The organism is Arthrobacter sp. C152, assembly GCF_054890965.1.
On record NZ_JBTZSU010000019.1, the window covers coordinates 25,745 to 51,117 of the forward strand.

Genomic DNA, 25,373 nt, shown 5'->3' on the forward strand with positions numbered 1-25,373 from the left:
CCTTCGGGTCAGGCGGACTTACGGCGCTTGGTCTCGTGCGGGATCATGGTGGGTTCGGCGCCGTGCAGCACAACGTCCTCGGTGATCACCACGCTGGCGACGTCCTCGCGGCTGGGAAGGTCGAACATCACGGGAAGCAGGACTTCCTCCAGGATCGCCCGCAGTCCCCGGGCGCCGGTGCCCCGTTCGAGGGCCTGGTCCGCGATGGCCTCGAGGGCACCGGGATCGAAGACCAGGTCAACGCCGTCAATCTGGAACATCTTCTGGTACTGCTTGACCAGCGCGTTCTTGGGCGTGGACAGGATCTGGATCAGGGCGTCACGGTCCAGGTTCGAGACGGTGGTGATGACGGGGAGCCGGCCGATGAATTCGGGAATGAGCCCGAACTTAAGCAGGTCCTCCGGCATGACGTCGCCGTAGGAGTCCACTTTCTTGCTGGCCTCATTGAGCGGGGCACCGAAGCCGATGCCCTTGCGGCCCGAGCGGGAACCGATGATGTCCTCAAGCCCCGCGAAGGCGCCTGCCACGATGAAAAGGACGTTCGTGGTGTCGATCTGGATGAATTCCTGGTGCGGGTGTTTCCGGCCGCCCTGCGGCGGCACAGAGGCAACCGTGCCTTCCAGGATCTTCAGGAGGGCCTGCTGGACACCCTCGCCCGAGACGTCCCGGGTGATCGAGGGGTTTTCGCTCTTGCGCGAGATTTTGTCGATCTCGTCGATGTAGATGATGCCCTGCTCGGCCTTCTTGACGTCGTAGTCCGCGGCCTGGATGAGCTTGAGCAGGATGTTCTCCACGTCCTCGCCCACGTAGCCGGCCTCGGTCAAGGCGGTGGCATCGGCGACGGCGAAAGGGACGTTCAGGCGCCGGGCGAGGGTCTGGGCCAGGTAGGTCTTGCCGCAGCCGGTGGGGCCGATCAGGAGGATGTTCGACTTGGCGATCTCGACGTCGTCGTGGTGGCCGCCGTCGCCCAGGCTGCCGGACTTGGGCGCGTGGCCTGCCTGGATGCGCTTGTAGTGGTTGTAGACGGCGACGGCGAGGGAACGCTTGGCGGGTTCCTGGCCGATGACGTATTCCTGCAGGAAGTCGAAAATTTCGCGGGGCTTGGGAAGTTCGAAGCTTCCGAGGTCGGCGACTTCCGCGAGTTCCTCTTCGATGATTTCGTTGCACAGCTCGATGCATTCATCGCAGATATAGACTCCCGGCCCGGCAATGAGCTTGCGTACCTGCTTCTGGCTCTTTCCGCAGAAAGAGCACTTCAGCAGATCCGTGCTCTCGCCAATCCGAGCCATATGTGAACCCCTTAGTATCCTGCTGCCAGGCAGCCTTGCACCGTTGCTGAAATCGTTGCCGGCCCGCGGGGCCGGTTTGTGACATCTTCCACTCTAGGTCACATTCGCTCCCAAGGGTGGAAAGAAAAGGCCGGTGCGGGCAAATGAACTGGCCCGCACCGGCTTTTCCGTACTGCTACCTCGTGATCGCCGAAGGCTTGATCTTGCGTGAATCCAGGACCTGGTCGATCAGGCCGTAGGCCTGTGCTTCGTCCGCGGTGAGGATCTTGTCGCGTTCGATGTCATTGTTGACCTGCTCGGACGTCCGCCCGGAGTGCTGGGCCAGCGTGTCCTCAAGCCAGGACCGCATCCGCATGACCTCCGCGGCCTGGATCTCGAGGTCGGACGCCTGGCCGCCCTGGCCGCCGGACAGCGCCGGCTGGTGGATCAGGACGCGGGCGTTGGGCAGCGCGAGCCGCTTGCCCGGGGTACCGGCGGCCAGCAGCACCGCGGCGGCACTGGCGGCCTGGCCCAGGCAAACGGTCTGGATTTCGGGCCGGATGTACTGCATGGTGTCGTAAATGGCCGTCATGGCGGTGAACGACCCTCCCGGGGAGTTGATGTAGATCGTGATGTCACGGTCCGGGTCGGTGGACTCAAGGACCAGCAGCTGGGCCATGATGTCGTCCGCGGAGGCATCGTCAACCTGCACGCCGAGGAAGATGATCCGGTCCTCGAAGAGCTTGGTGTACGGGTCCTGGCGCTTGAAGCCGTAGGGCGTACGCTCCTCGAACTGCGGCAGGACGTAGCGGCTGGACGGAAGATTGCCGGCTGACCACCCGAAGTTGTAGTTCATTGTCTTTGCTCCTGATCGAAGGGGTTCTGGATGCCGGTTAGTTCTGGGAGGCTGATTCGCCGGAAGACCCGTTGGAGGTTCCGCCGCCGCCTGACACGGAGCCGGCGTGCGCGGCAATCTTGTCGAAGAACCCGTATTCAAGGGCCTCGGTGGCCGTGAACCACTTGTCACGGTCGTTGTCCTTGAGGATGGTCTCGACGGTCTGGCCGGTCTGCTCCGCCGTCAGTTCCGCCATGACCTTCTTCATGTGCAGGATGAGCTCCGCCTGGATCTTGATGTCCGAGGCGGTGCCGCCGATGCCGCCCGAGGGCTGGTGCATCAGGACGCGGGCGTTGGGGGTGGCGTAGCGCTTGCCCTTGGTGCCGGACGAGAGCAGGAACTGCCCCATGGATGCGGCCAGGCCGGTTGCCACGGTCACGACGTCATTGGGGATGAACTGCATGGTGTCGTAGATCGCCATGCCGGCCGTGACGGAGCCGCCGGGTGAGTTGATGTAGAGGTAGATGTCCTTTTCCGGGTTCTCCGCGGAGAGAAGCAGCAGCTGCGAGCAGATGGCGTTGGCGTTGTCGTCCCGCACCTCGGAGCCGAGCCAGATGATCCGCTCCTTGAGGAGGCGGTTGTAAATGTAGTTGTCCTGGGCTGCGGGATCGACGGTCGCCATCCGGGGGGCCTCTTGGTGCTGTGACATGTTTACTTACCTCTCGCTGGTGACGGTGACATCACTGAAAATCACTACTTGGACACTAACCGGTTTCACCGACATTTTGTTCGCGCCCCAGCGGCTGTTCGCTGACGGCGCACGATCAGCGGATGCACGGCGCCGCGCCACCGGGTGAACGGCAACGGCCCCCGGATCACAGGGATCCGGGGGCCGTTGCCATGGCGTGGTAAGGACTAGGCCTTCGCGGCTGCAGCGTCCTCGGTTTCGGCCTCGACGGCAGCTTCGGGAGCCTCGGCCTCGGCAGCCGGAACTTCTTCACCGGCGGGACGGACGAAGTCGCTGAGGTCGACAGCCTTGCCGTCGGTGTCGGTCACCGTGGCCTGGCCCAGCACTACGGCCAGCGCCTTGCGGCGGCGGACCTCGGAAACCATCATGGGGACCTGGCCGCTCTGGTCGATGATCTGGGCGAACTGGTTAGGGTCCATGCCGTACTGGCTGGCGGTGCTGACGATGTAGTCGATCAGCTCGCTCTGGCTGACGTTGACTTCTTCCTTCTCCGCGATGGCGTCGAGGATGATTTCGTTTTGGAAGGCGCGGGCCGTGTTGGCGCGGACCTCTTCGCGGTGCTCTTCGGTGTCGTGCTCGCCCTCGCCGTGGCCGTTGCCCTCCTGGAAGTGGGCCTCGAGCTGCTCTTCGACGACGGAGTCGGGAACGGGGACCTCAACGAGCTCGACGAGCTTGTCCAGGACCTTGTCGCGGGCTTCGACGCCCTGCTCCACGATCTTGGAGTCCGCTGCCTGCTTGGCCAGGTCTTCGCGCAGTTCGGCGATGGTGTCGAACTCGGAGGCGAGCTGGGCGAAGTCGTCGTTCGCTTCGGGCAGTTCGCGTTCCTTGACGGCCTTCACGACAACCTTGACCTGCGCGGCTTCGCCGGCGTGCTCGCCGCCAACGAGGGTGGTGTCGAAGATGGCGTCCTCGTCGGCGCTGAGGCCGGTGATGGCTTCGTCCATGCCTTCGAGCATGGTGCCTGCGCCCACTTGGTAGGACAGGCCGGCTGCGGAGTCCACCTCTTCACCGTCGATGCTGGCGGTGATGTCGATGGTGAGGAAGTCGCCGTCGGCAGCGGGGCGGTCAACGGACTTGAGCGTGCCGAAACGGCCGCGCAGTTCGTCCAGTGCCTTGTCGACGTCGGCCTCGGAGGACTCGGCAGCGGCCACCTGGACCTCGATGCCGGCGTAGTCCGGGAGTTCGATCTCGGGGCGGACGTCAACCTCGGCGGCGAACTTCAGCCCGCCGTCGGTGGCGGAGGGGTCGGGAACCTCGGTGATCTCCACCTCGGGACGGCTCAGCGGGCGGATGCCGGACTCCTGCACGGCAGCCTGGTACCAGCCGTTGAGGCCGTCGTTGATGGCGGTCTCCAGGACGTACCCGCGGCCGACGCGCTGGTCGATGAGCTTGGCGGGAACCTTGCCCTTGCGGAACCCGGGAACCTGGATCTGCGAAGCAACAGTCTTGTAGGCCGAGTCGATGCTGGGCTTCAGTTCCTCAAAGGGGACCTCAACATTGAGCTTGACCCGCGTGGGGGTGAGGTTCTCGACAGCGCTCTTCACGGTCTAAGTACTCCTGGGTTGTGGGATCGGGTTCTGCAAACGCAATATGTCCGGATTCGTTCGTTCCGGGCCGCAGAGTCGGGGTGACAGGATTTGAACCTGCGACTTCCTGCTCCCAAAGCAGGCGCTCTAGCCAAGCTGAGCTACACCCCGTTAGTGCACAGGCAAGTCTACGGTGATACGCGTCGCGATTGCACATTTGACACGTAGGCCATGGATTAGGTTTAGTTGTATCCGGCTTGAACAGCCAGCCCGGAGTTTCCGCTGAAAAACGGATCTTCCTTCGGGGACGTAGCTTAATGGTAAAGCCTCAGTCTTCCAAACTGATTACGCGGGTTCGATTCCCGTCGTCCCCTCCAGGACACACAAAAAGGCCCCTCGGTTGAGGGGCCTTTTTGTGTCTGTTCCTATCCCTGCGGCTGCTGGCAGAGCGGGCACCAGTAGAGGTTCCGCCCGGCCAGGTCCGCCATCAGCAGGACAGTCCGGCAGACGCGGCACGGCAGCCCGTGCCGTTTGTAGACGAAGTGGACATCGTCACTTTGCGGAAAGTGGGCGCTCTTCGGCGGCACGGGCAGCCCCGAGGCGGCGGCCCTGGCCGCGTTGGTGCCGTCGAGCCGCCAGTATTTCGGCGGGGTGGTGATGATCCGGCCGTCCGTGACGCCGTCGTTCATGACGGCGGCGATGTCGCGCCAGAGCCGGCGGGCCACGGCGTCAGGGACCGCCGCGCCGGGAAGCCACGGGTCCAGGCGGCGGCGGAACAGGACCTCAGCCCGGTAGACATTCCCGACGCCGGCAATCACCTTCTGGTCCATCAGCAGCGCGGCCAGCGGGGTCTGCCGGCCCTGGAGCCTGGCTGCGAACCGCCCGGCGTCGCCGCGCAGGTTGCGCAGCGGGTCCGGCCCCAGCCGGGCCAGGACGGAGTTGGCCTCCGCCGCGGTGATGGTTTCGCAGGTCGTGGCCCCGCGCAGGTCGGCCCAGCCGTGGCTGCCGGCGAGCCGGACCCGGACGGCCCCAACGGGCGCCGGCGGCCCTGCGTAGGGCGCGCCGCCGTCGTCGTCCCCGCCGCCAAAGGATTCCTGCTCCCCTACCCGCCGTGGCGCACCAATGCTTGACGCTCCGGTGAAGGTGCTGTCGCCGCCAAAGCTCCAGGCGCCGTACAGCCCGAGGTGGACGTGCAGTACCAGCGCGTTGTCGAAGTGCAGGAACAGGTGCTTTCCGTGCGCCTCGGCCGCGAGGAGTGTGTGGCCGTCAAGCAGCGCCGCTCCCCCGCTGAACCTGCCCTGCGGGCTGGAAACGGCGAGCGTATCGCCGGTGAAGACGTCGCCGAACTGGCGCGCGAGCCGCCGGACGGAATGGCCCTCCGGCACTACTCGATGACCTCGCCGGTGGCCTCGTAGGCAGCGATCTTGCCAATCCGCCGAACGTGGCGTTCGTCATTGCTGAAGGGCTCGGCCAAGAACGCCTCGATCAGCCCGGTGGCTTCCTCGACCGAGTGCTGGCGGCCGCCCACCGCCACGACGTTGGCGTCGTTGTGTTCGCGCGCCAGGGTGGCCGTGGAGAGGTTCCATGCCAGGGCCGCGCGGATGCCCTTGACCTTGTTCGCCGCGATCTGCTCACCGTTGCCCGAACCACCCAGCACGATGCCGAGGGCGTGGATGCCTGCCTCCTGGTCGGCCACCACGGCAAGGGCTGCGTTGATGCAGAACGAGGGGTAGTCGTCCTGGGCGTCGTAGACCTTGGGTCCGTGGTCCACCACCTCGTAGCCCTTGCCGGTCAGGTGCGACACCAGGTGGGCGCTGAGCTCCATGCCTGCGTGGTCGGTGGCGATGTGGACCCGCGGGAAGGCAGGGGAAGTTGTCACGAGCAAAGTCCGTTCGGTTGAGGGAGCTGGCGGCCCGCCGGATGGAGGCCGGAACGACAGGGATAAGGATATCGGAAGGCCGCGGTCACGCATCCGGGGCGGCAGGCGGCGGGGCCCCGCCGCGCCGCGCGCGGGCGGCCACCCGGGTAAGGATCTCGGCGAGCCGCACGGCGGAGTCCTGGCTGCCGCCGCTGACGGCAAGGCGCTGCCCGTCGGTCTTGCTCACGACGACGGCGGGACCACTGCCCACGAGCATGGCTTCGGTGCCGCCGTGGTGGCGGTAGCCCCACCCGCCATAGTCCGCGGCTTTGACTTCCGCGGCGCTGGCGTCCGAGATTGCCCCCGCGGGGACGTTCATGACGGGCACCACCCCGGCGAGGAGGACCTTCAGCCCGCGCCGGTCCGCCCTGACCCGGGCGAACAGGAACGCCGCCCCCACGATGGCCAGGAGCACGAGGAGGACTCCGAGCCAGGGCACGGCGATGGCGATCAGCGCCGCGGGGAACAGGGAGGCGATGGCGATCATGACGAAGACGGAACTGCGGGCATGGACCCACAGCCGGATGCTGTCGCGGGCAAGGTCCGGGTCCAGTTCGCGGGCGATGGCGGCCTGCAGCGCCCGGTCGTCGTCGGGCGACCATTGCCGGTCCGCCTTGTACACCATGGCCATGGTGACGCCGAGGGAGACGGCCGCGCCGCTGCCCAGGGCCAGCACTGTCATGTCCACCCGTGATTCCCGGGCATCGGCCAGCCCGGCCTGGCCCACGAGGCCGGCCGCGAGGGCGGAGGTGACGAACAGGCTCAGGAACAGCCCGGCGCCCATCATGATCCTGCGCATCAGGACCGGCCTGCTGAGCGGCACCGCCTGCAGCAGGACCAGCCACCCGCAGGCGATGATCGCGGCGGCGCCGACCCCCACGTAGGCGCCGAAGGGTGCAAACGAGGCCCCGCCGTCGGCCGTCCACCGGATGGCGAGCGGCTCCGGCAGGTCCTTGCGCAGCAGCGACGCGCAGAAAACGAAGCCCGCGGCGAGGACCACCGGAAAGCCGATGGCAAACCGCAGGGCCCTGGCGTCCACCGAATCCAGGAACTTACCCATGCTTTAACGCTACCCCTCTGCGGTGCGGCGGGCGGCGCTGCGCGGCCCGCCGCACGTGACCGGCATAACTTGCCAAGCAGTGAGGGAATGGAAGAATGCATCACAGTGCCGGGCACGGGATCCCCGCCGGCAGCCGACTCTTCTCTGGAGGCCCTCCTTGCCAGGTCTGAACCTGACGCGCGCCGAAGCCCGCGGGCGCGCCGAACTGATCACCGTCGAGTCCTATGACGTCAGCCTGGACCTGACACGCGGCGGGGAGGTCTTTGGCAGCACCACGACGGTGAAGTTCATGGCGTCGCCCGGAAGCGACAGCTTCATCGACGCCGTCACCCGGACAGTGCACAGCGTCACCCTGAACGGCGCCGCCCTCGACCCGGCCACGGTGTCCGACGGCGTGCGGATCCAGCTGCCCGGGCTCGCGGAGCACAACGAGCTGACCGTCGTCGCCGACATGCCCTACATGAACACCGGTGAGGGCCTGCACCGCTTCGTCGACCCCGTGGACAATGAGGTGTACCTCTACACGCAGTTCGAGGTTCCCGATTCGCGGCGGATGTTCGCCGTCTTCGAGCAGCCCGACCTGAAGGCGGCCTTCGCGTTCACGGTCACGGCCCCCTCGCACTGGGATGTCATCTCCAACTCCCCCACACCCGTTGCGGCGGAGGCGGCGCCGGCGGAGGACGGCACCGCCCGGTCGGTCTGGTCGTTTGCCCCCACCCCCCGGCTGTCCTCCTACGTCACCGCCCTGATAGCCGGGCCGTACCAGTCCGTGCGCAGCGAGGTCACCAGCTCCGATGGCCGCACCATCCCGCTGGGCGTCTTTGCACGGAAATCGCTGATGCAGTATCTGGACGCGGAGAACATCTTCGAACTCACCCGGCAGGGCTTCGGCTTCTTCGAGGCCCAGTTCGGCTGCCCCTACCCGTTCGAGAAGTACGACCAGCTGTTCGTGCCGGAGTTCAACGCCGGCGCGATGGAAAATGCCGGCGCGGTGACGATCCTCGAGGGTTATGTCTTCCGCAGCAAGGTCACCGGCGCCCAGATCGAACGGCGTGCCATCACCGTCCTGCACGAGCTGGCGCACATGTGGTTCGGCGACCTGGTGACCATGCGGTGGTGGAACGACCTTTGGCTGAACGAGTCCTTCGCCGAGTACATGTCGCACCTGGCCGCGGTGGAAGCGACGTCCTTCACCAGCGCCTGGACCACGTTCGCGTCGGTGGAGAAGTCCTGGGCCTACCGGCAGGACCAGCTGCCCACCACGCACCCCATTTTTGCGGAGATCAAGGACCTGCAGGATGTCGAGGTCAACTTCGACGGCATCACCTATGCGAAGGGCGCCTCGGTCCTGCGGCAGCTGGTGGCCTGGGTGGGGCCGGAGCAGTTCATGGCGGGCGTGCGGGAGTATTTCGCCAAGTACTCGTGGCAGAACACGGAACTGGGCGACCTGCTGGTGGAGCTGGAGAAGGCCAGTGGCCGCGATCTGGACGCCTGGGGCCGGCAGTGGCTGGAAACCGCCGGCGTGAACACGCTCACCCCGGAGCTGGAGGTCGATTCCGACGGGACGCTGACGTCCTTCGCCATCGTGCAGTCAGCCGTGCCGGAGTGGCCCACCATCCGCCCGCACCGCCTCGCCGTCGGCTTCTACAACCTTGACTCCGCGGGCAAGCTCGGGCGCGTGCACCGGGAAGAGCTTGATGTCGACGGCGAACGCACCGAGGTTCCCTCGCTCGCCGGCCGTGCGCAGCCGGACCTCATCCTGCTCAACGACGACGATCTGGCCTACGCCAAGGTGCGGCTCGATCCGAAGTCGCTGGCGACGGCGACGGCGCACCTGAAGGATTTCGGGAACAGCCTGCCCCGGACCCTGGTCTGGAACTCCGCCTGGGACGCCGCCAGGGACGGGCAGACAGCGGCGCGGAAGTATGTGGAGCTGGTCCTGGCCAACGTCGCCGCCGAAACCGACTCCTCCGTCATCCTGGTCCAGCTCCGCCAGCTGGCGACCACCTTGAACTTCTACGTGGCCGAGGAACACCGGGAGGCCGCCACGGCAGCGGCCGTGGACCGTCTCTGGCAGCTGGCCTCGGAGGTCCCCGGCGGCTCCGACGCCCAGCTGCAGTTCATCAAGTCCTTCGCGCTCCTGGCGTGCACAGCCTCCCAGCTGGACAGCGTGGCCGGACTACTGGACGGATCGCTGGTCCTTGATGGACTGGCAGTTGACCAGGACCTGCGCTGGGAACTGGTGGCCTCGCTGGTGGCGGGCGGCCGGATGGGGCAGGACGGGATCGACGCCGAACTGGAGCGGGACAACACGTCCAGCGGCCAGAACGCGGCTGCCCTGGCGAAGGCCGCGATTCCCACACCAGAGGCGAAGGAAGCCGCCTGGGAGTCGATCGTAGTCAAGGGCGAGCTCTCCAACGCGCTGCAGGGATCCGCGGTGACTGGATTCATGCGGGTCCTGGACCGCACGCTGCTGGAGCCCTACGCGGAAAAGTACTTCGCCGCTGTGCCGGGCATCGTGGCAGCCCGCACCCACGCACTTGCCCAGCAAATCGTCGTCGGACTCTATCCGGCGCTGCTGACCACGCAGGCCACTATCGACCGGACGGACAGCTTCCTGGCCACGCTGCCGGCCGAGAGCGCCGCGCTGCGGCGCATGATGCTGGAAAACCGCGACGGCGTCGCCCGTGCCCTGCGTGCCCGGGCCGCCGACGTCCTGCCGGGCAGCCCGGAGTGAACCTCCACGAACACCGGTACGCGCTGACGGTCCAGTGGACCGGCAATCTGGGGGCGGGCACGTCGTCCTACCGGGGTTACTCCCGGGACCACGACGTCGCCATCGCCGGCCTGCCGGTCCTCAAGGGTTCGGCGGATCCCACCTTCCACGGCGACCGCGAACGCTACAACCCCGAACAGCTCCTCCTGGCTGCACTGGCGCAGTGCCACATGCTGTCCTACCTGCACGTGGCCGTGAAGCACGGGGTGGTGGTCACTGACTACCGGGACGAGGCCACCGGGCTGATGCGGCTCAACCGGGACGGCAGCGGACAGTTCGAGCGGGTGGTCCTGAACCCGCACGTGACAGTGGCGGACGCGGCGCAGGCGGACCTGGCGGCCGCCCTGCACCATGAGGCCAACCAGGTCTGCTTCATTGCCCGGAGCGTGAACTTCCCGGTGGAGCACCAGCCGGTGACCGTGGCCGCCTAGCCTCCCCCGCCCTGGAGCAGCTTTACGAGCCGTTGCTCCGTGGCGGGTGGCAGGCCGGCCTTCCGGGGCCGGTCCAGTCCCCTGGCACGTTCATCAGCCAGCGTGTCCGCCAGGGTTTCCTGCCACGGGCGCAGCACCATCCCCGCGGCCCTGGCGGCCTGGTTGCTGCGGGCCATGAAGCCGTCGTGATGCTGCGGAAGCCAGAGGGGAAGCGACTCCGGACCGGACCAGTAGTTGACGCCGTGTGCGGCCAGCCAATCGCCCGCGGCGGTGGCGCTGGTGCCGTCCGCGCCGGCTGCCTGGCGGCAGGCTGTGGCAACGTCCCCGAAGGGCACCGGGTCCCCGGTGGCGTTCAACGCACCGGTGGTCCCCCGGACAGCGGCGAGCAGGATCCAGGCTGCCAGGTCCCTGACGTCGATGACCTGCACGGGATCGCTGCCAATGTCCGGGACCAGGACCGGGCCGGCATCCCGGGCGAAGCGGGCGGGCCAATAGCCGTAGCGGTCGGTGGGGTCGCCGGGGCCGCTGATAAGCCCGGCGCGGCACAGGTGGGCCGCGCCGTTGGTGGCCGCAAGCGTGGCCTCTTCGATGGCCACCTTGGCTTCGCCGTAAGTCTCCGGCGTGAACGGCGTCCCTGCGGGCAGCGGCGGCAACAGGTCGGCGTCCTCCGCAGCGCCCGGGACCGAGTGGTCCGCATAGGCCGAGCAGCTGGAGACAAAAGTCCAGTGCGCTGTCCTGTCCGCCAGGCTTGCCAGGGCATCACGCGCCGGTTCCGGGTCGCGCGCAACGTCGATGGCTGCGTCCCAGTCCCCGGCCAGTCCCGCGTAGGCGGCCTGGCCCGTTGACCGGTCCGCCCTGACCCAGGCGGCGCCGGAAGGGGGCCCACCCGACGTTCCGCGCGCCAGGCACGTTACGTCATGCCCGGCAGCGACCGCCTGCCTGGCGATTTCCCGGGAGAGGAAGGCCGTTCCGCCGAGGATAAGAATGCGCATGGGCCCACGCTACGGCGCTAGGGTTGAAGGAGAACAGAGCAATATCCCAAGGAGCCACTTCCACCTATGGTTAGCATGTTGTCCATCCTTCCCCCTGCCACCAGCCAGCAAGACGGCGTCAGCATTCCCGGCATCGTGATCAGCCTGGGAATCGGCGTCGTGGTGTGGCTTACGGCCACCTTCGTCATTTCCCGCATCACCAAGCGGGTGGCGGCAGGAAGCAACTTCTTCAGGAAGCGCACCTTCAAGTGGGTGGCGCCGGCCCTGCGCGCACTGGACCACGAACGGCGGGTGCAGCGTGCCGAGACCATCGGTTCGCTGCTGAACAGCATCGTGGGCGTGCTGGTGGTGGTCATCACGGGCATGTATGTCCTGCAGAACCTGGACATCAACATCGCTCCACTGCTGACCAGCGTCGGTATTTTGGGTGTGGCCATCGGCTTCGGTGCCCAGCAGCTGATCCGCGACTTCCTTGCCGGGATCTTCATCACCATCGAGGACCAGTACGGAATCGGGGACATCATCGAAACCAGCGAGGTGGTGGGCGTGGTCGAGTCCATGGGGCTGCGCATCACCCGCGTCCGCTCGGACGACGGCGCCATCTGGTACCTGCGCAACGGCGAGATCCTGCGGGTGGGAAACCGGTCGCAGGGACGCTACGTTCCCCTGCACGAATCGCCCGACGGGACCACCGACCAGGCCTCCACCCACGCCGACACCCCCAAGACCGACCAGAAAGCCGGGGAGTAACCATGAGCATTCCCATCGAACCGGGCCCCGGGCAGCGGCCCCAGCTGATGCAGAACGATCCCTTCAGCAAGCCGGCCTACACCGACAGCTTCTACGACGCCGTGGGCGGCCATGACACCTTCGTGAAGCTCATCGACGTCTTCTACGACGGCGTGGCCACCGACCCGCTGCTGCGGCCCATGTACCCGGAAGAGGACCTGGGGCCGGCCAAGCGGCGGTTCCTGATGTTCCTGGAGCAGTACTGGGGCGGCCCCACCACCTACGGGGAAGAACGCGGGCACCCCCGCCTGCGCATGCGGCACATGCCGTTCAAGGTGACGCCGGAGGCCAAGGACCGCTGGCTCTTCCACATGCGTGCGGCCGTGGACGCCCTGGAGCTGCCGGCCCTGTATGAGGGAACGCTCTGGGACTACATGGAGCGGGCGGCGCTCACCATGATTAACAGCCCGTCCGACGGCTGATGCGGCGTCTCTGCCTGGCCTGCTGCAGGGCGTCCCGATAACCGGTGTGCTTTAGAGCAGGCCGCTGCCGGTCCGCGCCAGGACATGTCCCCGCGGACCGGTGAGCCGGAACCAGCGGCCGGCGCGGTAGAGCTTCTGGTCACCATCGGCCAGGAATCCGAGCGCAAGGGCCGCGAAAGCCGCCCCGAGCGGCAGGCCGGAGTTGTCCAGTTCCCGGCCCCAGACCGCGGCGCGGGCGTTGTTCACGATCAGGGCGCCCGGCTTTTCCGGCACGATCCCCGCCACTTCCGCGATGCCGGCCTCGGCCGCCGTCCGCAGGGCAGCATCGTTCAGGGAGCCCACCAGTTGCCATCCGCCCCGGGGGGCGCCTACGCCCGTCCACGATTCGGTGACGGTGGTGGGCGGGATGGGCAGTTCGACGTCGTCCGCCCCCGCGCGTGCCAGTCGGTCCAGGACCGCGCCCAGCTGGACAGTGACGTCCGTGCTGGAGGGTTCCGCCAGCGCCATGGTGCGCAGGCCAAGGATGGTGGGGGTCGATTCCCCGAGCAGCCGGGGCCGCAGCACGCAGACGTAGGCGGCCAGGACGGACCCGGCGGCCTGCAGCCGGATGGCGCCGTCCTCGATGGCCTTGGCGCGGGTGGCGAAGGTCTTCAGGTCGGCCAGATCCCGGGGATCGGCGAAGCGGAAGGACGAAGTGAGAAGATCAGACACACCAAGAACACTACCGGCTGGGCCCCGGTTGAGTGGTGCAGGGGCGCCGTCTAGAGTCGGACCATGACTGAAGCCGACGCCGGACTCCTGGCGCCCCCCGCCGGAGACCCCACCTCATCGCTGATCGAACTGCTTGACCTCGGCCAACTTGAGGGCGCCCGGACGGACGAGGACATCTTCCTCGGCCCTTCCCAGCAGCAGCCCCACCACCGCGTCTTCGGCGGACAGGTTTTGGCACAGTCATTGGTTGCAGCGACGCGGACCGTTGACGCGGAGCGGTTCGTCCACTCTATGCATGGCTACTTCCTGCGGCCCGGCGACGCGAACCAGCCCATCACCTTCGGCGTGCAGCGCCTCCGCGACGGCCGGTCCTTTTCGGCCCGGCGCGTCCACGCCTACCAGGACGGGGTGCCGATCCTGTCCATGATTGCCTCGTTCCAGGGGGCGGACGAAGGAATTGACCACTCCTCCGCTATGCCTGCCGGCATGCCGGATCCGGAATCGCTGCCGAGCACCGCCGACCTGCTTGGAAAATTCGATCATCCGGTGGCGCGGCATTGGGCCTACGAGCGGCCGTTCGACATCCGGCACGTGGACCCGGCGTTGTATGTGTCCGCCACCGGACCGCGGGAGGCGCGCAATGCGGTGTGGATGAAGACCTTCGGCCCCATGCCCGACGACGCCAACCTCCACCGTGCCGCCCTGGCCTACGCGAGCGACTACACCCTGCTTGAATCGATCCTCCGGCGGCATGGGCTGAGCTGGATCACTCCGGGCATGAACGTGGCGAGCCTGGACCACGCCATGTGGTGGCACCGGCCGGCCCGCGTGGACGAGTGGCTGCTTTACGTCCAGGAGTCGCCCAGCGCCCAGGGCGCCCGCGGACTGGCCACCGGCAGGATCTTCAACCGCGACGGCCAGCACGTCGCCTCCGTCGCCCAGGAAGGCATGATCCGCGTTCCGGGCCCTGTGCCGGGACAGTAGCATTCCGTAACCCGTGGCAGGGTACGCGGGAGGCCGGCACCCCATGGGGTGCCGGCCTCCCGCATACCCGCCGTGTTGCCGCAGTGGGCCGGCGCCGGGGCGACTTAGTCGCGGGTCAGGCGGCGGTGGGTCACGCGGTGCGGCTTCGCGGCGTCGGGACCCAGGCGGTCTACCTTGTTCTCCTCGTAGGATTCGAAGTTGCCCTCGAACCAGTACCACTTGGAGGGGTTATCCTCGTCGCCTTCGTAGGCCAGGATGTGGGTGGCCACGCGGTCCAGGAACCAGCGGTCGTGCGAGACCACCACGGCGCAGCCGGGGAACTCGAGGAGTGCGTTCTCCAGGCTGCTGAGGGTTTCGACGTCGAGGTCGTTGGTGGGCTCGTCGAGGAGCAGCAGGTTGCCGCCCTGCTTGAGGGTGAGGGCCAGGTTCAGGCGGTTCCGCTCACCACCGGAGAGCACACCTGCCTTCTTCTGCTGGTCCGGTCCCTTGAAACCAAAGGCTGCCACGTAGGCGCGGGACGGCATTTCGACGTTGCCCACCTGGATGAAGTCGAGCCCGTCGGAGACGACCTCCCACAGGGTCTTGTTGGGGTCGATGCCGCCGCGGCTCTGGTCAGCGTAGGAGATCTTGACGGAGTCGCCGATCTTCAGCTCGCCGCCGTCCAGCGGCTCCAGGCCGACAATGGTCTTAAAGAGCGTGGATTTGCCAACGCCGTTGGGACCGATCACGCCGACGATGCCGTTGCGCGGCAGGCTGAAGGAAAGCCCGTCGATGAGGACGCGGTCGTCGAAGCCCTTCTGGAGGTTCTTGGCCTCCAGCACCAGGCCGCCGAGGCGGGGTCCCGGCGGGATCTGGATTTCTTCGAAGTCGAGCTTGCGGGTGCGGTCCGCCTCGGCGGCCATTTCCTCGTAGCGGGCCAGGCGGGCCTTGGACTTGGTCTGGCGGCCCTTGGCGTTGGAGCGGACCCACTCGAGTTCCTCGGCGAGGCGCTTGGCCTGCTTGGCGTCCTTCTTGCCCTGGATTTCCAGGCGTGCGCGCTTCTTCTCCAGGTAGGTGGAGTAGTTGCCTTCGTAGGGGTAGAGGTGGCCGCGGTCAACTTCGGCAATCCACTCGGCCACGTGGTCGAGGAAGTAGCGGTCGTGGGTGACGGCGAGGACGGCGCCGGGGTAGCTGGAGAGGTGCTGCTCGAGCCACAGCACGCTTTCGGCGTCGAGGTGGTTGGTGGGCTCGTCGAGGAGCAGGAGGTCCGGCTTCTGCAGGAGGAGCTTGCACAGTGCAACGCGGCGGCGCTCACCACCGGAGAGGTTGGTGACGTCGGCGTCGGCGGGCGGGCAGCGCAGAGCGTCCATGGCCTGCTCCAGCTGGGAATCGAGGTCCCAGGCGTCGGCGGCGTCGATGGCTTCCTGCAGCTTTCCCATCTCTTCGAGGAGGGTGTCGTAGTCAGCGTCGGGGCTGGCCATCTCCTCGGAGATCTCGTTGAAGCGCTGGATCTTGCCGTAGATCTCGCCAACGCCTTCCTGGACGTTGCCCAGGACGGTCTTTTCCTCATTGAGGGGCGGCTCCTGCAGCAGGATGCCCACGCTGTAGCCGGGGCTGAGCCGGGCCTCGCCGTTGGAGGGGGTGTCCAGGCCCGCCATGATTTTCAGGATGGTGGACTTACCGGCACCGTTCGGACCCACAACGCCGATTTTGGCGCCCGGAAAGAAGGACATGCTTACGTCATCAAGAATGAGTTTTTCGCCAACGGCTTTGCGGGCCTTGGTCATTGTGTAGATAAATTCCGCCATGGTCTCAAATCTAGTGGGTAGGCGGGCAGATCTCACATTTGCGGCTGCACGGCGGGCGCGGTTACGAGCCCACGAAGCACTTGCCGCCCGCCAGGACGGGAAGGACCGTGACGGTCACTGTGCCCTCACGGACCTGGCCGATGACACAGGCACCGCCCTGGCGGACCGCCGCTTCGATGGCGTCCGCCTCCAGCCCCGTTGGGGTGCGGCTTTGGGAAACCTGGAGCAGGGCCGGGTCGATCCCTGCCCCGGAAAGTGCCTCGCTGACCTGGGCGGTGGCAGGTTTCGGGGTTCCTGCCGCCAGCCTGGTCAGCGTGTCGGTGACAGTCCGTTTCATGGATTCGGTGGCCGCGGCAGCCGTGGCGGATGCCGCGGCGGAGGTGTCCGCGGACGGCTCCCCGCTGGAGCTGGCCCCCGGCACAGCTGATCCGGACGCCTGGGCAGGCTCCCCCGGGGTGGCCGGCGCCGCGGTGGCCGGCGGAGATGCCTGGTTGCCGCTGCCGTTCATGGCCGGCTGGTTCGAGGACGGACCGGCAACACATCCTGACAGCAGAGTGGCCAGGACCGCACAGGTCAGCGCCGCACCGGCGCGCGTGTGCTGCCGGTGGGAAGGGGTGTGCCGCATGCTGTCATTCTGCCATGGCTGCCAGGACGGTCCTGACGCGCCGGCGCCGTCCTGACCTGCCGCGCCGCTGGCCGGAACCGGCCTGGGCGCAGACTGGGTGGTGCCTGATGCCCGGATTCTGGACCCCGCTTCCTAGACTTCGGCCAGTTCCCCTGTTTCGAGGTCAAGGGAGGCCAGTCCGCCGTCGCTGTCCTCGACAACCACCGCAGGATTGCCGTCGTCGTAAGGATGGCCGTCCTCCCGGTCATCCCGGTCCTCCGGGTCATCCGGGAACTGTTCCGGACCTGGCTGGGCGCTGTCAGGGGCGGGCGGCTGTTCCACGAGCGACAGAACGGGCTTCGATGCCGTGCGGATGAAGTTGGCGGAACCAAAAGTGAGGTCATGCCCCACGGCTTCGGCATCGATGATGGTGGAGTGGTACACGCGGCCGTCCTTCTCCCAGGTGCGGATCTTCAGTTTGCCCACCACGATGACCGGCTGGCCTTTCCTGATGCTGCAGCCAATGCTCCCGGCAAGCTGCCGGTATCCCTGGACGGTAAACCAGTTGGTGTGCCCGTCCGCCCAGACCTTCGTTTCGCGGTCGAACCGGCGGGAGGTGGAACCCAGGCGGAAGGAAGCCGTGGCCACTCCTCCCGGGGTGGTGGAACTCGTTATCTCGGTGGCCACAAAGCCCCGGATGGTGATCATTTCGGTCATCTCTTCGTCCTGTCTCAAGGGTGGCGCCCTTAGCGGGCATGACCAGCATGGCGCCGGATTGCGGCGGGCAGGAGCCACGCGTTGGCGTATGTGGACAACAGCTGCGGCCGCACCGGATGTGGAGGATAAGTGCGGGCAGGTTGACAGCGCAGGCATCGCCGGCACGGTAGACTTTTGAGGTGCCGGCCTGCAGGCCGGACACCGGACGCCTCAGTAGCTCAGGGGATAGAGCAGCGGCCTTCTAATCCGCCGGTCGGGGGTTCGATTCCCTCCTGGGGCACCTTGCTGACCGGCGCCCCGGCCTTCGGGCCGGGGCGCCGGCCGCCCACACGCCATGACAGGGGCTTCTACGCCTGGATCCTGTGCGGTGCGTCCACCAGTGAACGGATAACGCTTCCGGCCGCGCCCAGCAATGCCCCGGCTTCCCCGACCGCGGACACCGCCACCTGCGCGTCCGAAAACCGTCCAGGGGCATACTTGTCCAGGGCCGCCAGCAGCGGCGCGCGCAGCCACGGGTCCAGGATTGCAAAGTGTCCGCCGAGCACGACGGACCCGATGTCGACCACCCGGCAGGTTGATGCGAGCGCGATGCCCAGGTGCCGGCCGGCGCGCTCGACGGCGGCCAGCGCCTGAGGTTCCGCGGCGGCCAGTGCGCCCAGGAGGGCGGCCATGCCGGCCATGCGGGAGGCAGCAGCGACGCCTGCGGCTGCAAAGATGGCGTCCTGGCCCGCGACTGTCTCCAGGCACCCCGTACCGCCGCAGGAACACCGCGCACCTTCTGGCTCCACCACGACGTGCCCGACTTCGCCCGCATGTCCGGCCGGCCCGGTGAACAGTTCGGACCCGATGACCAGCCCGCCGCCAACCCCCACTTCGCCGGAGACAAAGAGGAAATCGGACGCGGTGGCAGGCCGCCGGCGCAGCTCAGCCAGAGCTGCCGCGTTTGCCTCGTTGAACAGCGCGACCCCCAGCGGGGCTTCCGGCAGCAAAGCCGGGAGGTCCAGGTCCACGTTTTCCCAGCCCAGGTTGGGGGCCGTCAGGACGCGCGCGATGGCGGGATCCACCAGCCCCGGTACAGCCAGACCGCCGCCCAGGACGTCCACGCCCTGCTCCCCCGCCGCGCTGCGCACCCTCGCGGCGAGCCCTGCGAGCGCCGCCAGCACCGGGAGGTGCCGGCCGCCGCGGTTGTCGCGCTCCTGCACCTGGCGGACCAGGACAGCCCCGGAAAGGTTCACCACGGCGGCGGCGATGTAGTCGACGTTGATTTCCATCCCCAGGACCGCCCGCCCCGGGTCCAGTACCAGGCCGACACCGGGCCTTCCCCTTCCCTGCGGGTTGAGGCCCACCTCGCGGATGATGCCGGCATCCAGCAGCTCCACCACCAGGCTGGACACGGAGGCCTTGGTCAGGCCGCTGGCAGCAGCCACCTGGGCACGGCTTGGGTGCGTGCCCGGCGGGGCGTCGGCGATCTTGCCCAGGACGAGGGCGAGGTTGCTGCGCCGCACGTCACCCATGCTCCCCGGGGCCGCACCCTCGCTTCCCGCCACCGCCTGGGCCGGCATCACCATTACTCCTCGCAATCACAACAGATCGGCTATTGACCCCACCCTATGCCCGCCCATATAGTTCAGGCAATAAACTAAAACTTCGCAATCAGCCGGAGTACCCGATAGCAAGGACGCGTCATGACTCTCTCCCCCACTCCCGCCGACAAGTTCACCTTTGGTCTCTGGACGGTCGGCTGGACCGGCGCCGACCCGTTCGGCGTGGCCACCCGCGAGGCACTTGACCCGGTCGAAGCGGTGCACAAGCTCAGCGAACTCGGCGCCTACGGCATTACGTTCCACGACAATGACCTGGTTCCGTTCGACGCCTCAGCCTCCGAGCGGGAGCTGATCCTGAAGAACTTCCGCGCAGCCCTGGCAGAAACCGGGCTGAAGGTCCCGATGGTCACCACCAACCTGTTCAGCCACCCGGTGTTCAAGGACGGCGGCTTCACCTCCAACGACCGCTCCATCCGCCGCTTTGCACTGTCCAAGGTGCTGCGCAACATCGACCTCGCCGCCGAACTCGGCGCCGAAACCTTCGTCATGTGGGGCGGCCGCGAAGGCAGCGAATACGACGGCTCCAAGGACCTGGCCGCCGCCCTGGACCGGATGAAGGAAGGCGTGGACACCGCCGCCGGCTACATCAAGGAAAAGGGCTACAACCTCCGAATCGCCCTCGAGCCCAAGCCCAACGAACCCCGCGGCGACATCTTCCTCCCCACCGTCGGCCACGGCCTGGCCTTCATCGCCCAGCTCGAACACGGCGACATCGTGGGCCTGAACCCGGAAACCGGCCACGAGCAGATGGCGGGCCTGAACTTCACCCACGGCATCGCCCAGGCCCTCTGGGCCGGCAAGCTCTTCCACATCGACCTCAACGGCCAGCGCGGCATCAAGTACGACCAGGACCTCGTCTTCGGCCACGGCGACCTCACCAGCGCCTTCTTCACCGTGGACCTGCTCGAGAACGGCTTCCCGGGCGGCGGTCCGAAGTACGACGGCCCGCGGCACTTCGACTACAAGCCCTCCCGCACCGACGGCTACGACGGCGTCTGGGAATCCGCCAAGGCCAACATGGCCATGTACCTGCTCCTGAAGGAACGCGCCCTCGCCTTCCGCGCCGACGCCGAAGTCCAGGCTGCCCTCAAGGCCTCCGGTGTCCTCGAACTCGGCGAACCCACCCTGGCCGCCGGCGAGAGCACCGCGGACCTGCTGGCCGATGCCGCCGCCTTCGAGGACTTCGACGCCGACAAGGCCGCCGAGCGCTCCTTCGCCTTCGTCCGGCTCAACCAGCTCGCCATCGAACACCTCCTCGGCGCCCGCTAAGCCATGGTCCTGGTCGCAGGCATCGACAGTTCCACCCAGTCCTGCAAAGTCGTCATCCGCGACGCGGACACAGGGGCACTGGTCCGCCAGGGCCGGGCCGCCCACCCCGACGGCAGCGAAGTCCACCCGGAGCACTGGTGGACGGCGCTGCAGAAGGCGGTGGCCGACGCGGGCGGCCTGGACGACGTCAGCGCCGTCTCCGTCGGAGGGCAGCAGCACGGCATGGTGTGCCTGGACAGCGAGGGCCAGGTCATCCGGCCGGCGCTGCTCTGGAACGACACCCGCAGCGCCGGTGCTGCCGCGGAGCTGGTCAAGGATGCCGGCGGGGGTGACCCCGCAGCCGGGGCGCGTTTTTGGGCGCAGGCCACGGGCACGGTCCCGGTGGCATCGCTGACGCTGACCAAGCTGCACTGGCTGGCGGCAAACGAACCGGAAAACGCCGCGCGCGTCGCGGCCGTATGCCTCCCCCACGACTGGCTGACTTGGCGCCTTGCCGGGTACGGCCCCGGCAGCGGCGCGGAAGGGCTGGCCGCCCTGGCCACCGACCGCTCCGACGCCTCGGGCACCGGCTACTATGCGACGGCGGCGGGAAGGTACCTGCCGGATGTCCTGTCCGCTTCGCTCGGGCACGTCCCGGCCCTCCCGCGGGTCCTGGGTCCGCTGGAACCGGCCGGCACGACACCGGCCGGAGCCCTGCTGGCCGCCGGCGCCGGGGACAACGCCGCCGCTGCCCTCGGGGCGGGGGCCGGGCTGGGCGATGTCGTCATGTCGCTTGGCACCTCCGGCACGGTCTTCGCCGTCTCCGCGAGTCCGGCGGCTGATCCGTCAGGGCTGGTGGCCGGATTCGCGGACGCCGCCGGCCACTACCTGCCGCTGGTCTGCACCCTCAACGCCACCCGCGTCTTCGACGCCACGGCCGCCCTGCTGGGAGTGGACCTGCCCGCCTTCAATGAGCTGGCCCTGTCGGCCGGGCACGGCGCCGGCGGGCTGACGCTGGTGCCCTACTTCGACGGCGAGCGGACGCCCAACCTGCCGGATGCCACCGGGTCGCTGCACGGCATCACGCGGGCCAACTACACGCCGTCGAACCTGGCGCGCGCCGCCGTCGAAGGCGTGGTCTGTTCCCTAGCGGACGGCCTCGCGGCACTGCAGGAGCAGGGCGTAAAGGCGCGGCGCATCCTCCTCGTCGGCGGTGGAGCGCAGTCCACCGCCGTGCAGGCTGCTGCGGCGCGGCTTCTTGGAACCAGGGTCCGCGTTCCGCGGCCGGGCGAATACGTGGCGGACGGGGCGGCGCGGCAGGCCGCCGCGGCCCTCACCGGACGCTTCCCGGACTGGACGCTGGACGCCGTCGACATCGCCGCGGGGATGGACGACGGCGGCGTGCTGGCACGGTACCGCCGGTTCGCCTCGCTGCATTCCTAGGCAAACAGCGCACGCAGGCAGACAACGCACCCAGGCAGACACTGCGCAGAAGGCCCGGACCGCCCACGGTCCGGGCCTTCTGGCGGTGGGGCGCAGGCTCCTGCCGTGACGTTAGCAGGAGCCCGCGGTCTTGAATCAGGCGTACGGCTGGACCAGCTCCGCGTAGCGCTCCTTGACCGTGGCCAGGACAGTGTTGCCGTCCGTGTCCCAGATCTCCTGATTGAAAATTTCCACCTCGATGTCGCCGGTGTACCCGGCGTCGCGCACCCAGGTGCCGATCGTGGCGAAGTCCACCACGCCGTCGCCCATGTACCCGCGGGACAGCAGCGGGTCGGCTGCGATCGGCATGTTGAAGTCGCACACCTGGTAGGAGGCGATCCGCTGTTCCCGGCCGGCCCGTTGGATCTGGGCCTTCAGTTCCGGGTCCCACCAGACGTGGAAGGTGTCGACGGCCACACCCACCGCCGCTGCGTCGAAGGGTGCCGCAAGGTCCAGGGCCTGGCCCAGGGTGGAGATGAGGGCGCGGTCGGCGGCATACATCGGGTGCAGCGGTTCCAGGACGAGGCGGATGCCGTTCTCTTCCGCGAAGGGAACCAGGTCGGCCAGGCGGTCGGCCACACGCTGGCGGGCCGCCACCACATCCTTCTCCCGCGGGGCCAGGCCGCCGACCACCAGGAACAGTTCCCTGGTGTCCAGGGCGGCGGCCTCGAGGATGGCGGCCCGGTTGTCGGCGAGCGCGGCGGCCTGGCCCTCGGCGTCAGCGGCGGTGAGGAACCCGCCGCGGCACAGCGAGGAGACGCGCAGGCCTGCGTCCTTGATCAGCCGCGCCGCCTTGTCCAGGCCGGCTTCCTCCACCCGGTCCCGCCAGGGTCCGATGGCTGGGATGCCGGCGTTCACGCAGCCCTCGACGACCTGGGCCAGTGTCCATTTCTTGGTGGTGGCGCTGTTGATGGAGAGGCGGGAGAAGTCGCTCATACTCCCACCCCGTTGATCCGCAGGTAATCGGACATCCGGAAGGCGGCGAGCGCCGGGTCCCTGAGCAGTCCGGCTTTGTCCGCCAGCTCGAAGGTTGTGGCCAGGTGGCACACGGAGCGGCCGGAGTGCAGGCCGCCCACCATCTGGAAGCCGGGTTGCTTGCCGTTGAGCCAGGACATGAACGCGATGCCCGTCTTGTAGTAGAACGTGGGGGCACTGAAGATGTGCTTGCCCAGCTCCCGGGTGGAGTCAAGGATTTCGCGCGCCCTGGCGTTGTTGCCGGCGTCGTAGTTCTGCAGCGCAACCGAGGCGGCCGGGTAGATGGCCGCGAAGATGCCGAGCAGGGCGTCGGAGTGGTGGCTGCCGTCGCCGTCGATGAGTTCGGGGTAGTTGAAGTCGTCGCCGGTGTAGAGGCGGACCCCTTCGGGCAGCGCTGCGCGCAGTCCCACCTCGTGGCGGGCGTCGAGCAGGGAAACCTTGACCCCGTCCACCTTGTCCGCGTTGTCCCGGATCAGGCCCAGGAACGTGTCGGTGGCGGCGGCGACATCGTCGGATCCCCAGTAGCCGGCGAGGGCGGGATCGAACATGGTGCCCAGCCAGTGCAGGATGACCGGCTGGTCCACTTCCTGCAGCAGCGTGGAGTACACCCGCAGGTAGTCCTCCGGGCCGCGGGCCACCCGGGCCAGCGCGCGGGACGCCATCAGGATGACCTTGGGTCCGGCCTCGGCGATGACGGCGATCTGCTCGCGGTATGCCTCAAGGACGGCCTTGATGCCTGCCTCCCCGGTGGGCAGCGCGTCGATGTCCAGCTGGTCGGTGCCCGCACCGCACGACACGAGGTCCCGGACGGACTTGCCGGCGGTGGCGGCACTGCCGGCGGAGACTACCGACGCGGCTTCCGCCCCGGTCCGCTTGATGAGCTGCTGGGTGGCGGCCCAATCCAGTCCCATGCCGCGCTGGGCGGTATCCATGGCGTCGGCAACGCCCAGGCCATAGGACCACAGCTCGTGCCGGTAGGCGAGGGTGGCATCCCAGTCCAGCTGCGCGGGGGCTCCGGGAGTGTTGTCGGCGAGGACTTCGGGAATGACGTGGGCGGCGGCGTAGGCCCGCCGGGAAGTGAGCGGGGCGGCGGGGCGGGCCCAGGTGGTGGCGCCCTGGAGACGGTACTCCCGGGTGCCCCCGTCGGAGGAGGGAAGGATGAGTGAAGTCATGAGAGGGTGATCTCCGGGATGTCGATGGTGCGGCGTTCGTCGTTGGACTGCAGGCCGAGCTCGGCGAGCTGGACGCCGCGTGCTGCGGACAGCAGGCCGAAGCGGTGCTCACGGCCGGCGACGACGTCGCGGAGGAACTCTTCCCACTGCAGCTTGAAACCGTTGTCCAGTTCGGCGTTGGCGGGAACTTCCTGCCACTGGTCGCGGAAGGATTCGGTCACGGGCAGGTCCGGGTTCCAGACGGGCTTGGGTGTGTGGGCGCGCTGCTGGGCGACGCATTTGTTCAGGCCCGCGACGGCGGAACCGTGGGTGCCGTCCACCTGGAACTCGACCAGTTCATCGCGGTAGACGCGGACTGCCCAGGAGGAGTTGATCTGTCCGATGACCTCGTCGCCGCCCGGAGTCTCCAGTTCGAAGATGCCGTAGGAGGCGTCGTCCGCGGTGGCCTTGTATTCCTTGCCGGCCTCGTCCCAGCGGGCCGGGATGTGGGTGGCGGTCTTGGCGTTGACGCTCTTGACCTTGCCGATGATGCCCTCGAGGACGTAGTTCCAGTGGCAGAACATGTCCGTGGTCATTCCGCCGCCGTCTTCCTTGCGGTAGTTCCAGGAGGGGCGCTGGGCGGCCTGGATGTCGCCTTCGAAGACCCAGTAGCCGAACTCGCCGCGGATGGAGAGGATGCGGCCGAAGAAGCCTTCGTCCACCAGGCGGCGGAGCTTGACCAGGCCGGGGAGGTACAGCTTGTCGTGCACAACGCCCGCGGTGATCCCGGCTTCCTTGCCGATGCGGGCGAGCTCGATGGCTTCCTCGAGGGTCTCGGCCGTGGGCTTCTCGGTGAAGATGTGCTTGCCGGCCCGCATGGCCTTCTTCAGCGTTGCGGCGCGGAGGCTGGTCATGGAGGCGTCGAAGACGACGTCGACGGTGGGGTCGTTGATGACGGCGTCCAGGTCCGTGGTCCACTCGGCAACCTTGTGCTTTTCGGCAAGCTCGCGGATTTTCGCCTCGTTGCGGCCCACCAGGATGGGCTCCACCTGTACGCGGGTGCCGTCCTCAAGCGTGAAGCCGCCGGCGTCGCGGATGGGCAGGATGGACCGCAGCAGGTGCTGGCGGTAGCCCATCCGGCCGGTGATGCCGTTCATGGCGATACGGATTGTCTTGGTTTCGAAGCCCATGTGTCCTCCACGGTGAGTAGGCAGTGTGTTCAAGCATGTCGGGAAAGCGCATTCCCACTGCTTCCATGATGCACGCTGCAGCATCATCTGGCAAGCGCTTTCCGAAACGAGCCGGCGGCTGCCATAATGTGCCTACGTATTTGTCCCCTTTGACA

23 protein-coding genes and 3 tRNA genes are annotated in these 25,373 nt (G+C 67.7%); 9 read left to right on the forward strand and 17 right to left on the reverse strand.

The genetic code is table 11. The features are described from left to right. Window positions 1-8: 8 nt before the first annotated feature. The 5 genes from clpX to ACYSM9_RS13745 all read right to left on the reverse strand — a co-directional run bounded on the left by clpX (window position 9) and on the right by ACYSM9_RS13745 (window position 4,548). A complete protein-coding gene (gene clpX / locus ACYSM9_RS13725; RefSeq protein ID WP_461857513.1) occupies window positions 9-1,289 on the reverse strand; it encodes an ATP-dependent Clp protease ATP-binding subunit ClpX in 1,281 nt (426 codons plus the stop codon). A 175-nt stretch (window positions 1,290-1,464) separates the two neighbouring features. Then, window positions 1,465-2,124, reverse strand: a complete 660-nt coding sequence (locus ACYSM9_RS13730) for an ATP-dependent Clp protease proteolytic subunit (protein ID WP_461857514.1) — start codon at window positions 2,122-2,124, stop codon at window positions 1,465-1,467. 37 nt (window positions 2,125-2,161) lie between these two features. After that, on the reverse strand, window positions 2,162-2,785 hold the full coding sequence (locus ACYSM9_RS13735) for an ATP-dependent Clp protease proteolytic subunit (RefSeq protein WP_018761581.1): 624 nt from the start codon (window positions 2,783-2,785) through the stop codon (window positions 2,162-2,164). A 233-nt stretch (window positions 2,786-3,018) separates the two neighbouring features. Further along, window positions 3,019-4,395 carry a trigger factor gene (gene tig, locus ACYSM9_RS13740; protein WP_461857515.1) on the reverse strand — a complete coding sequence of 459 codons (1,377 nt, stop codon included), beginning with the start codon at window positions 4,393-4,395 and terminating at the stop codon, window positions 3,019-3,021. A gap of 78 nt (window positions 4,396-4,473) precedes the next feature. Continuing rightward, a tRNA-Pro gene (locus tag ACYSM9_RS13745) sits at window positions 4,474-4,548 on the reverse strand. 132 nt (window positions 4,549-4,680) lie between these two features. Between ACYSM9_RS13745 and ACYSM9_RS13750 the strand changes: the two genes are divergently transcribed. Continuing rightward, window positions 4,681-4,754: transfer RNA gene (locus tag ACYSM9_RS13750), tRNA-Gly, on the forward strand. 48 nt (window positions 4,755-4,802) lie between these two features. On the opposite strand, the gene ACYSM9_RS13755 is transcribed toward ACYSM9_RS13750, so the two are convergent. The 3 genes from ACYSM9_RS13755 to ACYSM9_RS13765 all read right to left on the reverse strand — a co-directional run bounded on the left by ACYSM9_RS13755 (window position 4,803) and on the right by ACYSM9_RS13765 (window position 7,355). Further along, entirely contained in the window at window positions 4,803-5,762 is a 960-nt protein-coding gene (locus ACYSM9_RS13755; RefSeq protein WP_461857516.1) for an Fpg/Nei family DNA glycosylase, read from the reverse strand. Beyond that, entirely contained in the window at window positions 5,762-6,256 is a 495-nt protein-coding gene (locus tag ACYSM9_RS13760; protein WP_461857517.1) for a ribose-5-phosphate isomerase, read from the reverse strand. Before ACYSM9_RS13760 ends, ACYSM9_RS13755 begins: the two co-directional genes overlap by 1 nt. A gap of 85 nt (window positions 6,257-6,341) precedes the next feature. Next, a complete protein-coding gene (locus ACYSM9_RS13765; protein ID WP_461857518.1) occupies window positions 6,342-7,355 on the reverse strand; it encodes a hypothetical protein in 1,014 nt (337 codons plus the stop codon). A gap of 157 nt (window positions 7,356-7,512) precedes the next feature. On the opposite strand from ACYSM9_RS13765, the gene pepN reads away from it, so the two are divergent. Together pepN and ACYSM9_RS13775 are read left to right on the forward strand one after the other, a co-directional pair. Further along, on the forward strand, window positions 7,513-10,092 hold the full coding sequence (gene pepN / locus ACYSM9_RS13770; protein WP_461857519.1) for an aminopeptidase N: 2,580 nt from the start codon (window positions 7,513-7,515) through the stop codon (window positions 10,090-10,092). After that, window positions 10,089-10,562, forward strand: a complete 474-nt coding sequence (locus ACYSM9_RS13775) for an OsmC family protein (protein WP_461857520.1) — start codon at window positions 10,089-10,091, stop codon at window positions 10,560-10,562. The genes pepN and ACYSM9_RS13775 overlap by 4 nt, the downstream gene beginning before the upstream one ends. On the opposite strand, the gene ACYSM9_RS13780 is transcribed toward ACYSM9_RS13775, so the two are convergent. Beyond that, complete coding sequence (locus ACYSM9_RS13780) at window positions 10,559-11,554, reverse strand: NAD-dependent epimerase/dehydratase family protein (protein WP_461857521.1); 996 nt, start codon at window positions 11,552-11,554, stop codon at window positions 10,559-10,561. The genes ACYSM9_RS13775 and ACYSM9_RS13780 overlap by 4 nt on opposite strands. A 66-nt stretch (window positions 11,555-11,620) precedes the next feature. Here ACYSM9_RS13780 and ACYSM9_RS13785 point away from each other — a divergent pair, with 66 nt between their 5' ends. Further along, a complete protein-coding gene (locus ACYSM9_RS13785) occupies window positions 11,621-12,304 on the forward strand; it encodes a mechanosensitive ion channel family protein (protein ID WP_461857522.1) in 684 nt (227 codons plus the stop codon). A 2-nt stretch (window positions 12,305-12,306) separates the two neighbouring features. After that, complete coding sequence (locus ACYSM9_RS13790) at window positions 12,307-12,765, forward strand: globin (protein WP_461857523.1); 459 nt, start codon at window positions 12,307-12,309, stop codon at window positions 12,763-12,765. A 51-nt stretch (window positions 12,766-12,816) separates the two neighbouring features. On the opposite strand, the gene ACYSM9_RS13795 is transcribed toward ACYSM9_RS13790, so the two are convergent. After that, window positions 12,817-13,476, reverse strand: coding sequence for a hypothetical protein (locus ACYSM9_RS13795; protein ID WP_461857524.1), 660 nt, complete (start codon window positions 13,474-13,476; stop codon window positions 12,817-12,819). A 63-nt stretch (window positions 13,477-13,539) separates the two neighbouring features. Between ACYSM9_RS13795 and ACYSM9_RS13800 the strand changes: the two genes are divergently transcribed. Further along, window positions 13,540-14,460 carry an acyl-CoA thioesterase gene (locus ACYSM9_RS13800; RefSeq protein ID WP_461857525.1) on the forward strand — a complete coding sequence of 307 codons (921 nt, stop codon included), beginning with the start codon at window positions 13,540-13,542 and terminating at the stop codon, window positions 14,458-14,460. Window positions 14,461-14,564: 104 nt separating this feature from the next. Here the strand turns inward: ACYSM9_RS13800 and ettA are convergent, their stop codons facing one another. The 3 genes from ettA to ACYSM9_RS13815 all read right to left on the reverse strand — a co-directional run bounded on the left by ettA (window position 14,565) and on the right by ACYSM9_RS13815 (window position 17,568). Next, complete coding sequence (ettA, locus tag ACYSM9_RS13805; RefSeq protein ID WP_461857526.1) at window positions 14,565-16,247, reverse strand: energy-dependent translational throttle protein EttA; 1,683 nt, start codon at window positions 16,245-16,247, stop codon at window positions 14,565-14,567. A 61-nt stretch (window positions 16,248-16,308) separates the two neighbouring features. After that, the gene (locus ACYSM9_RS13810; RefSeq protein WP_461857527.1) at window positions 16,309-16,872 is read right to left on the reverse strand and encodes a DUF6993 domain-containing protein; all 564 of its coding nucleotides are present in this window, start codon (window positions 16,870-16,872) and stop codon (window positions 16,309-16,311) included. Between the two features lie 132 nt (window positions 16,873-17,004). After that, on the reverse strand, window positions 17,005-17,568 hold the full coding sequence (locus ACYSM9_RS13815) for a single-stranded DNA-binding protein (protein WP_461857528.1): 564 nt from the start codon (window positions 17,566-17,568) through the stop codon (window positions 17,005-17,007). A 207-nt stretch (window positions 17,569-17,775) separates the two neighbouring features. On the opposite strand from ACYSM9_RS13815, the gene ACYSM9_RS13820 reads away from it, so the two are divergent. Next, window positions 17,776-17,848: transfer RNA gene (locus ACYSM9_RS13820), tRNA-Arg, on the forward strand. 67 nt (window positions 17,849-17,915) lie between these two features. Here the strand turns inward: ACYSM9_RS13820 and ACYSM9_RS13825 are convergent. Then, window positions 17,916-19,136, reverse strand: a complete 1,221-nt coding sequence (locus ACYSM9_RS13825; RefSeq protein WP_461857529.1) for an ROK family protein — start codon at window positions 19,134-19,136, stop codon at window positions 17,916-17,918. A gap of 117 nt (window positions 19,137-19,253) precedes the next feature. Here ACYSM9_RS13825 and xylA point away from each other — a divergent pair, with 117 nt between their 5' ends. Next, window positions 19,254-20,441, forward strand: a complete 1,188-nt coding sequence (gene xylA, locus ACYSM9_RS13830; protein WP_461857530.1) for a xylose isomerase — start codon at window positions 19,254-19,256, stop codon at window positions 20,439-20,441. Window positions 20,442-20,444: 3 nt separating this feature from the next. Next, on the forward strand, window positions 20,445-21,863 hold the full coding sequence (gene xylB / locus ACYSM9_RS13835) for a xylulokinase (RefSeq protein ID WP_461857531.1): 1,419 nt from the start codon (window positions 20,445-20,447) through the stop codon (window positions 21,861-21,863). A 135-nt stretch (window positions 21,864-21,998) separates the two neighbouring features. Here xylB and ACYSM9_RS13840 read toward each other — a convergent pair whose 3' ends face one another. From ACYSM9_RS13840 to ACYSM9_RS13850, 3 genes are read right to left on the reverse strand one after another with little or no spacing between them, the layout of a single operon-like run. After that, window positions 21,999-22,838, reverse strand: coding sequence for a sugar phosphate isomerase/epimerase family protein (locus ACYSM9_RS13840; protein WP_461857532.1), 840 nt, complete (start codon window positions 22,836-22,838; stop codon window positions 21,999-22,001). Further along, on the reverse strand, window positions 22,835-24,049 hold the full coding sequence (locus ACYSM9_RS13845) for a dihydrodipicolinate synthase family protein (protein WP_461857533.1): 1,215 nt from the start codon (window positions 24,047-24,049) through the stop codon (window positions 22,835-22,837). The genes ACYSM9_RS13840 and ACYSM9_RS13845 overlap by 4 nt, the downstream gene beginning before the upstream one ends. Further along, a complete protein-coding gene (locus tag ACYSM9_RS13850) occupies window positions 24,046-25,218 on the reverse strand; it encodes a Gfo/Idh/MocA family protein (RefSeq protein WP_461857534.1) in 1,173 nt (390 codons plus the stop codon). The genes ACYSM9_RS13845 and ACYSM9_RS13850 overlap by 4 nt, the downstream gene beginning before the upstream one ends. Window positions 25,219-25,373 lie beyond the last annotated feature (155 nt).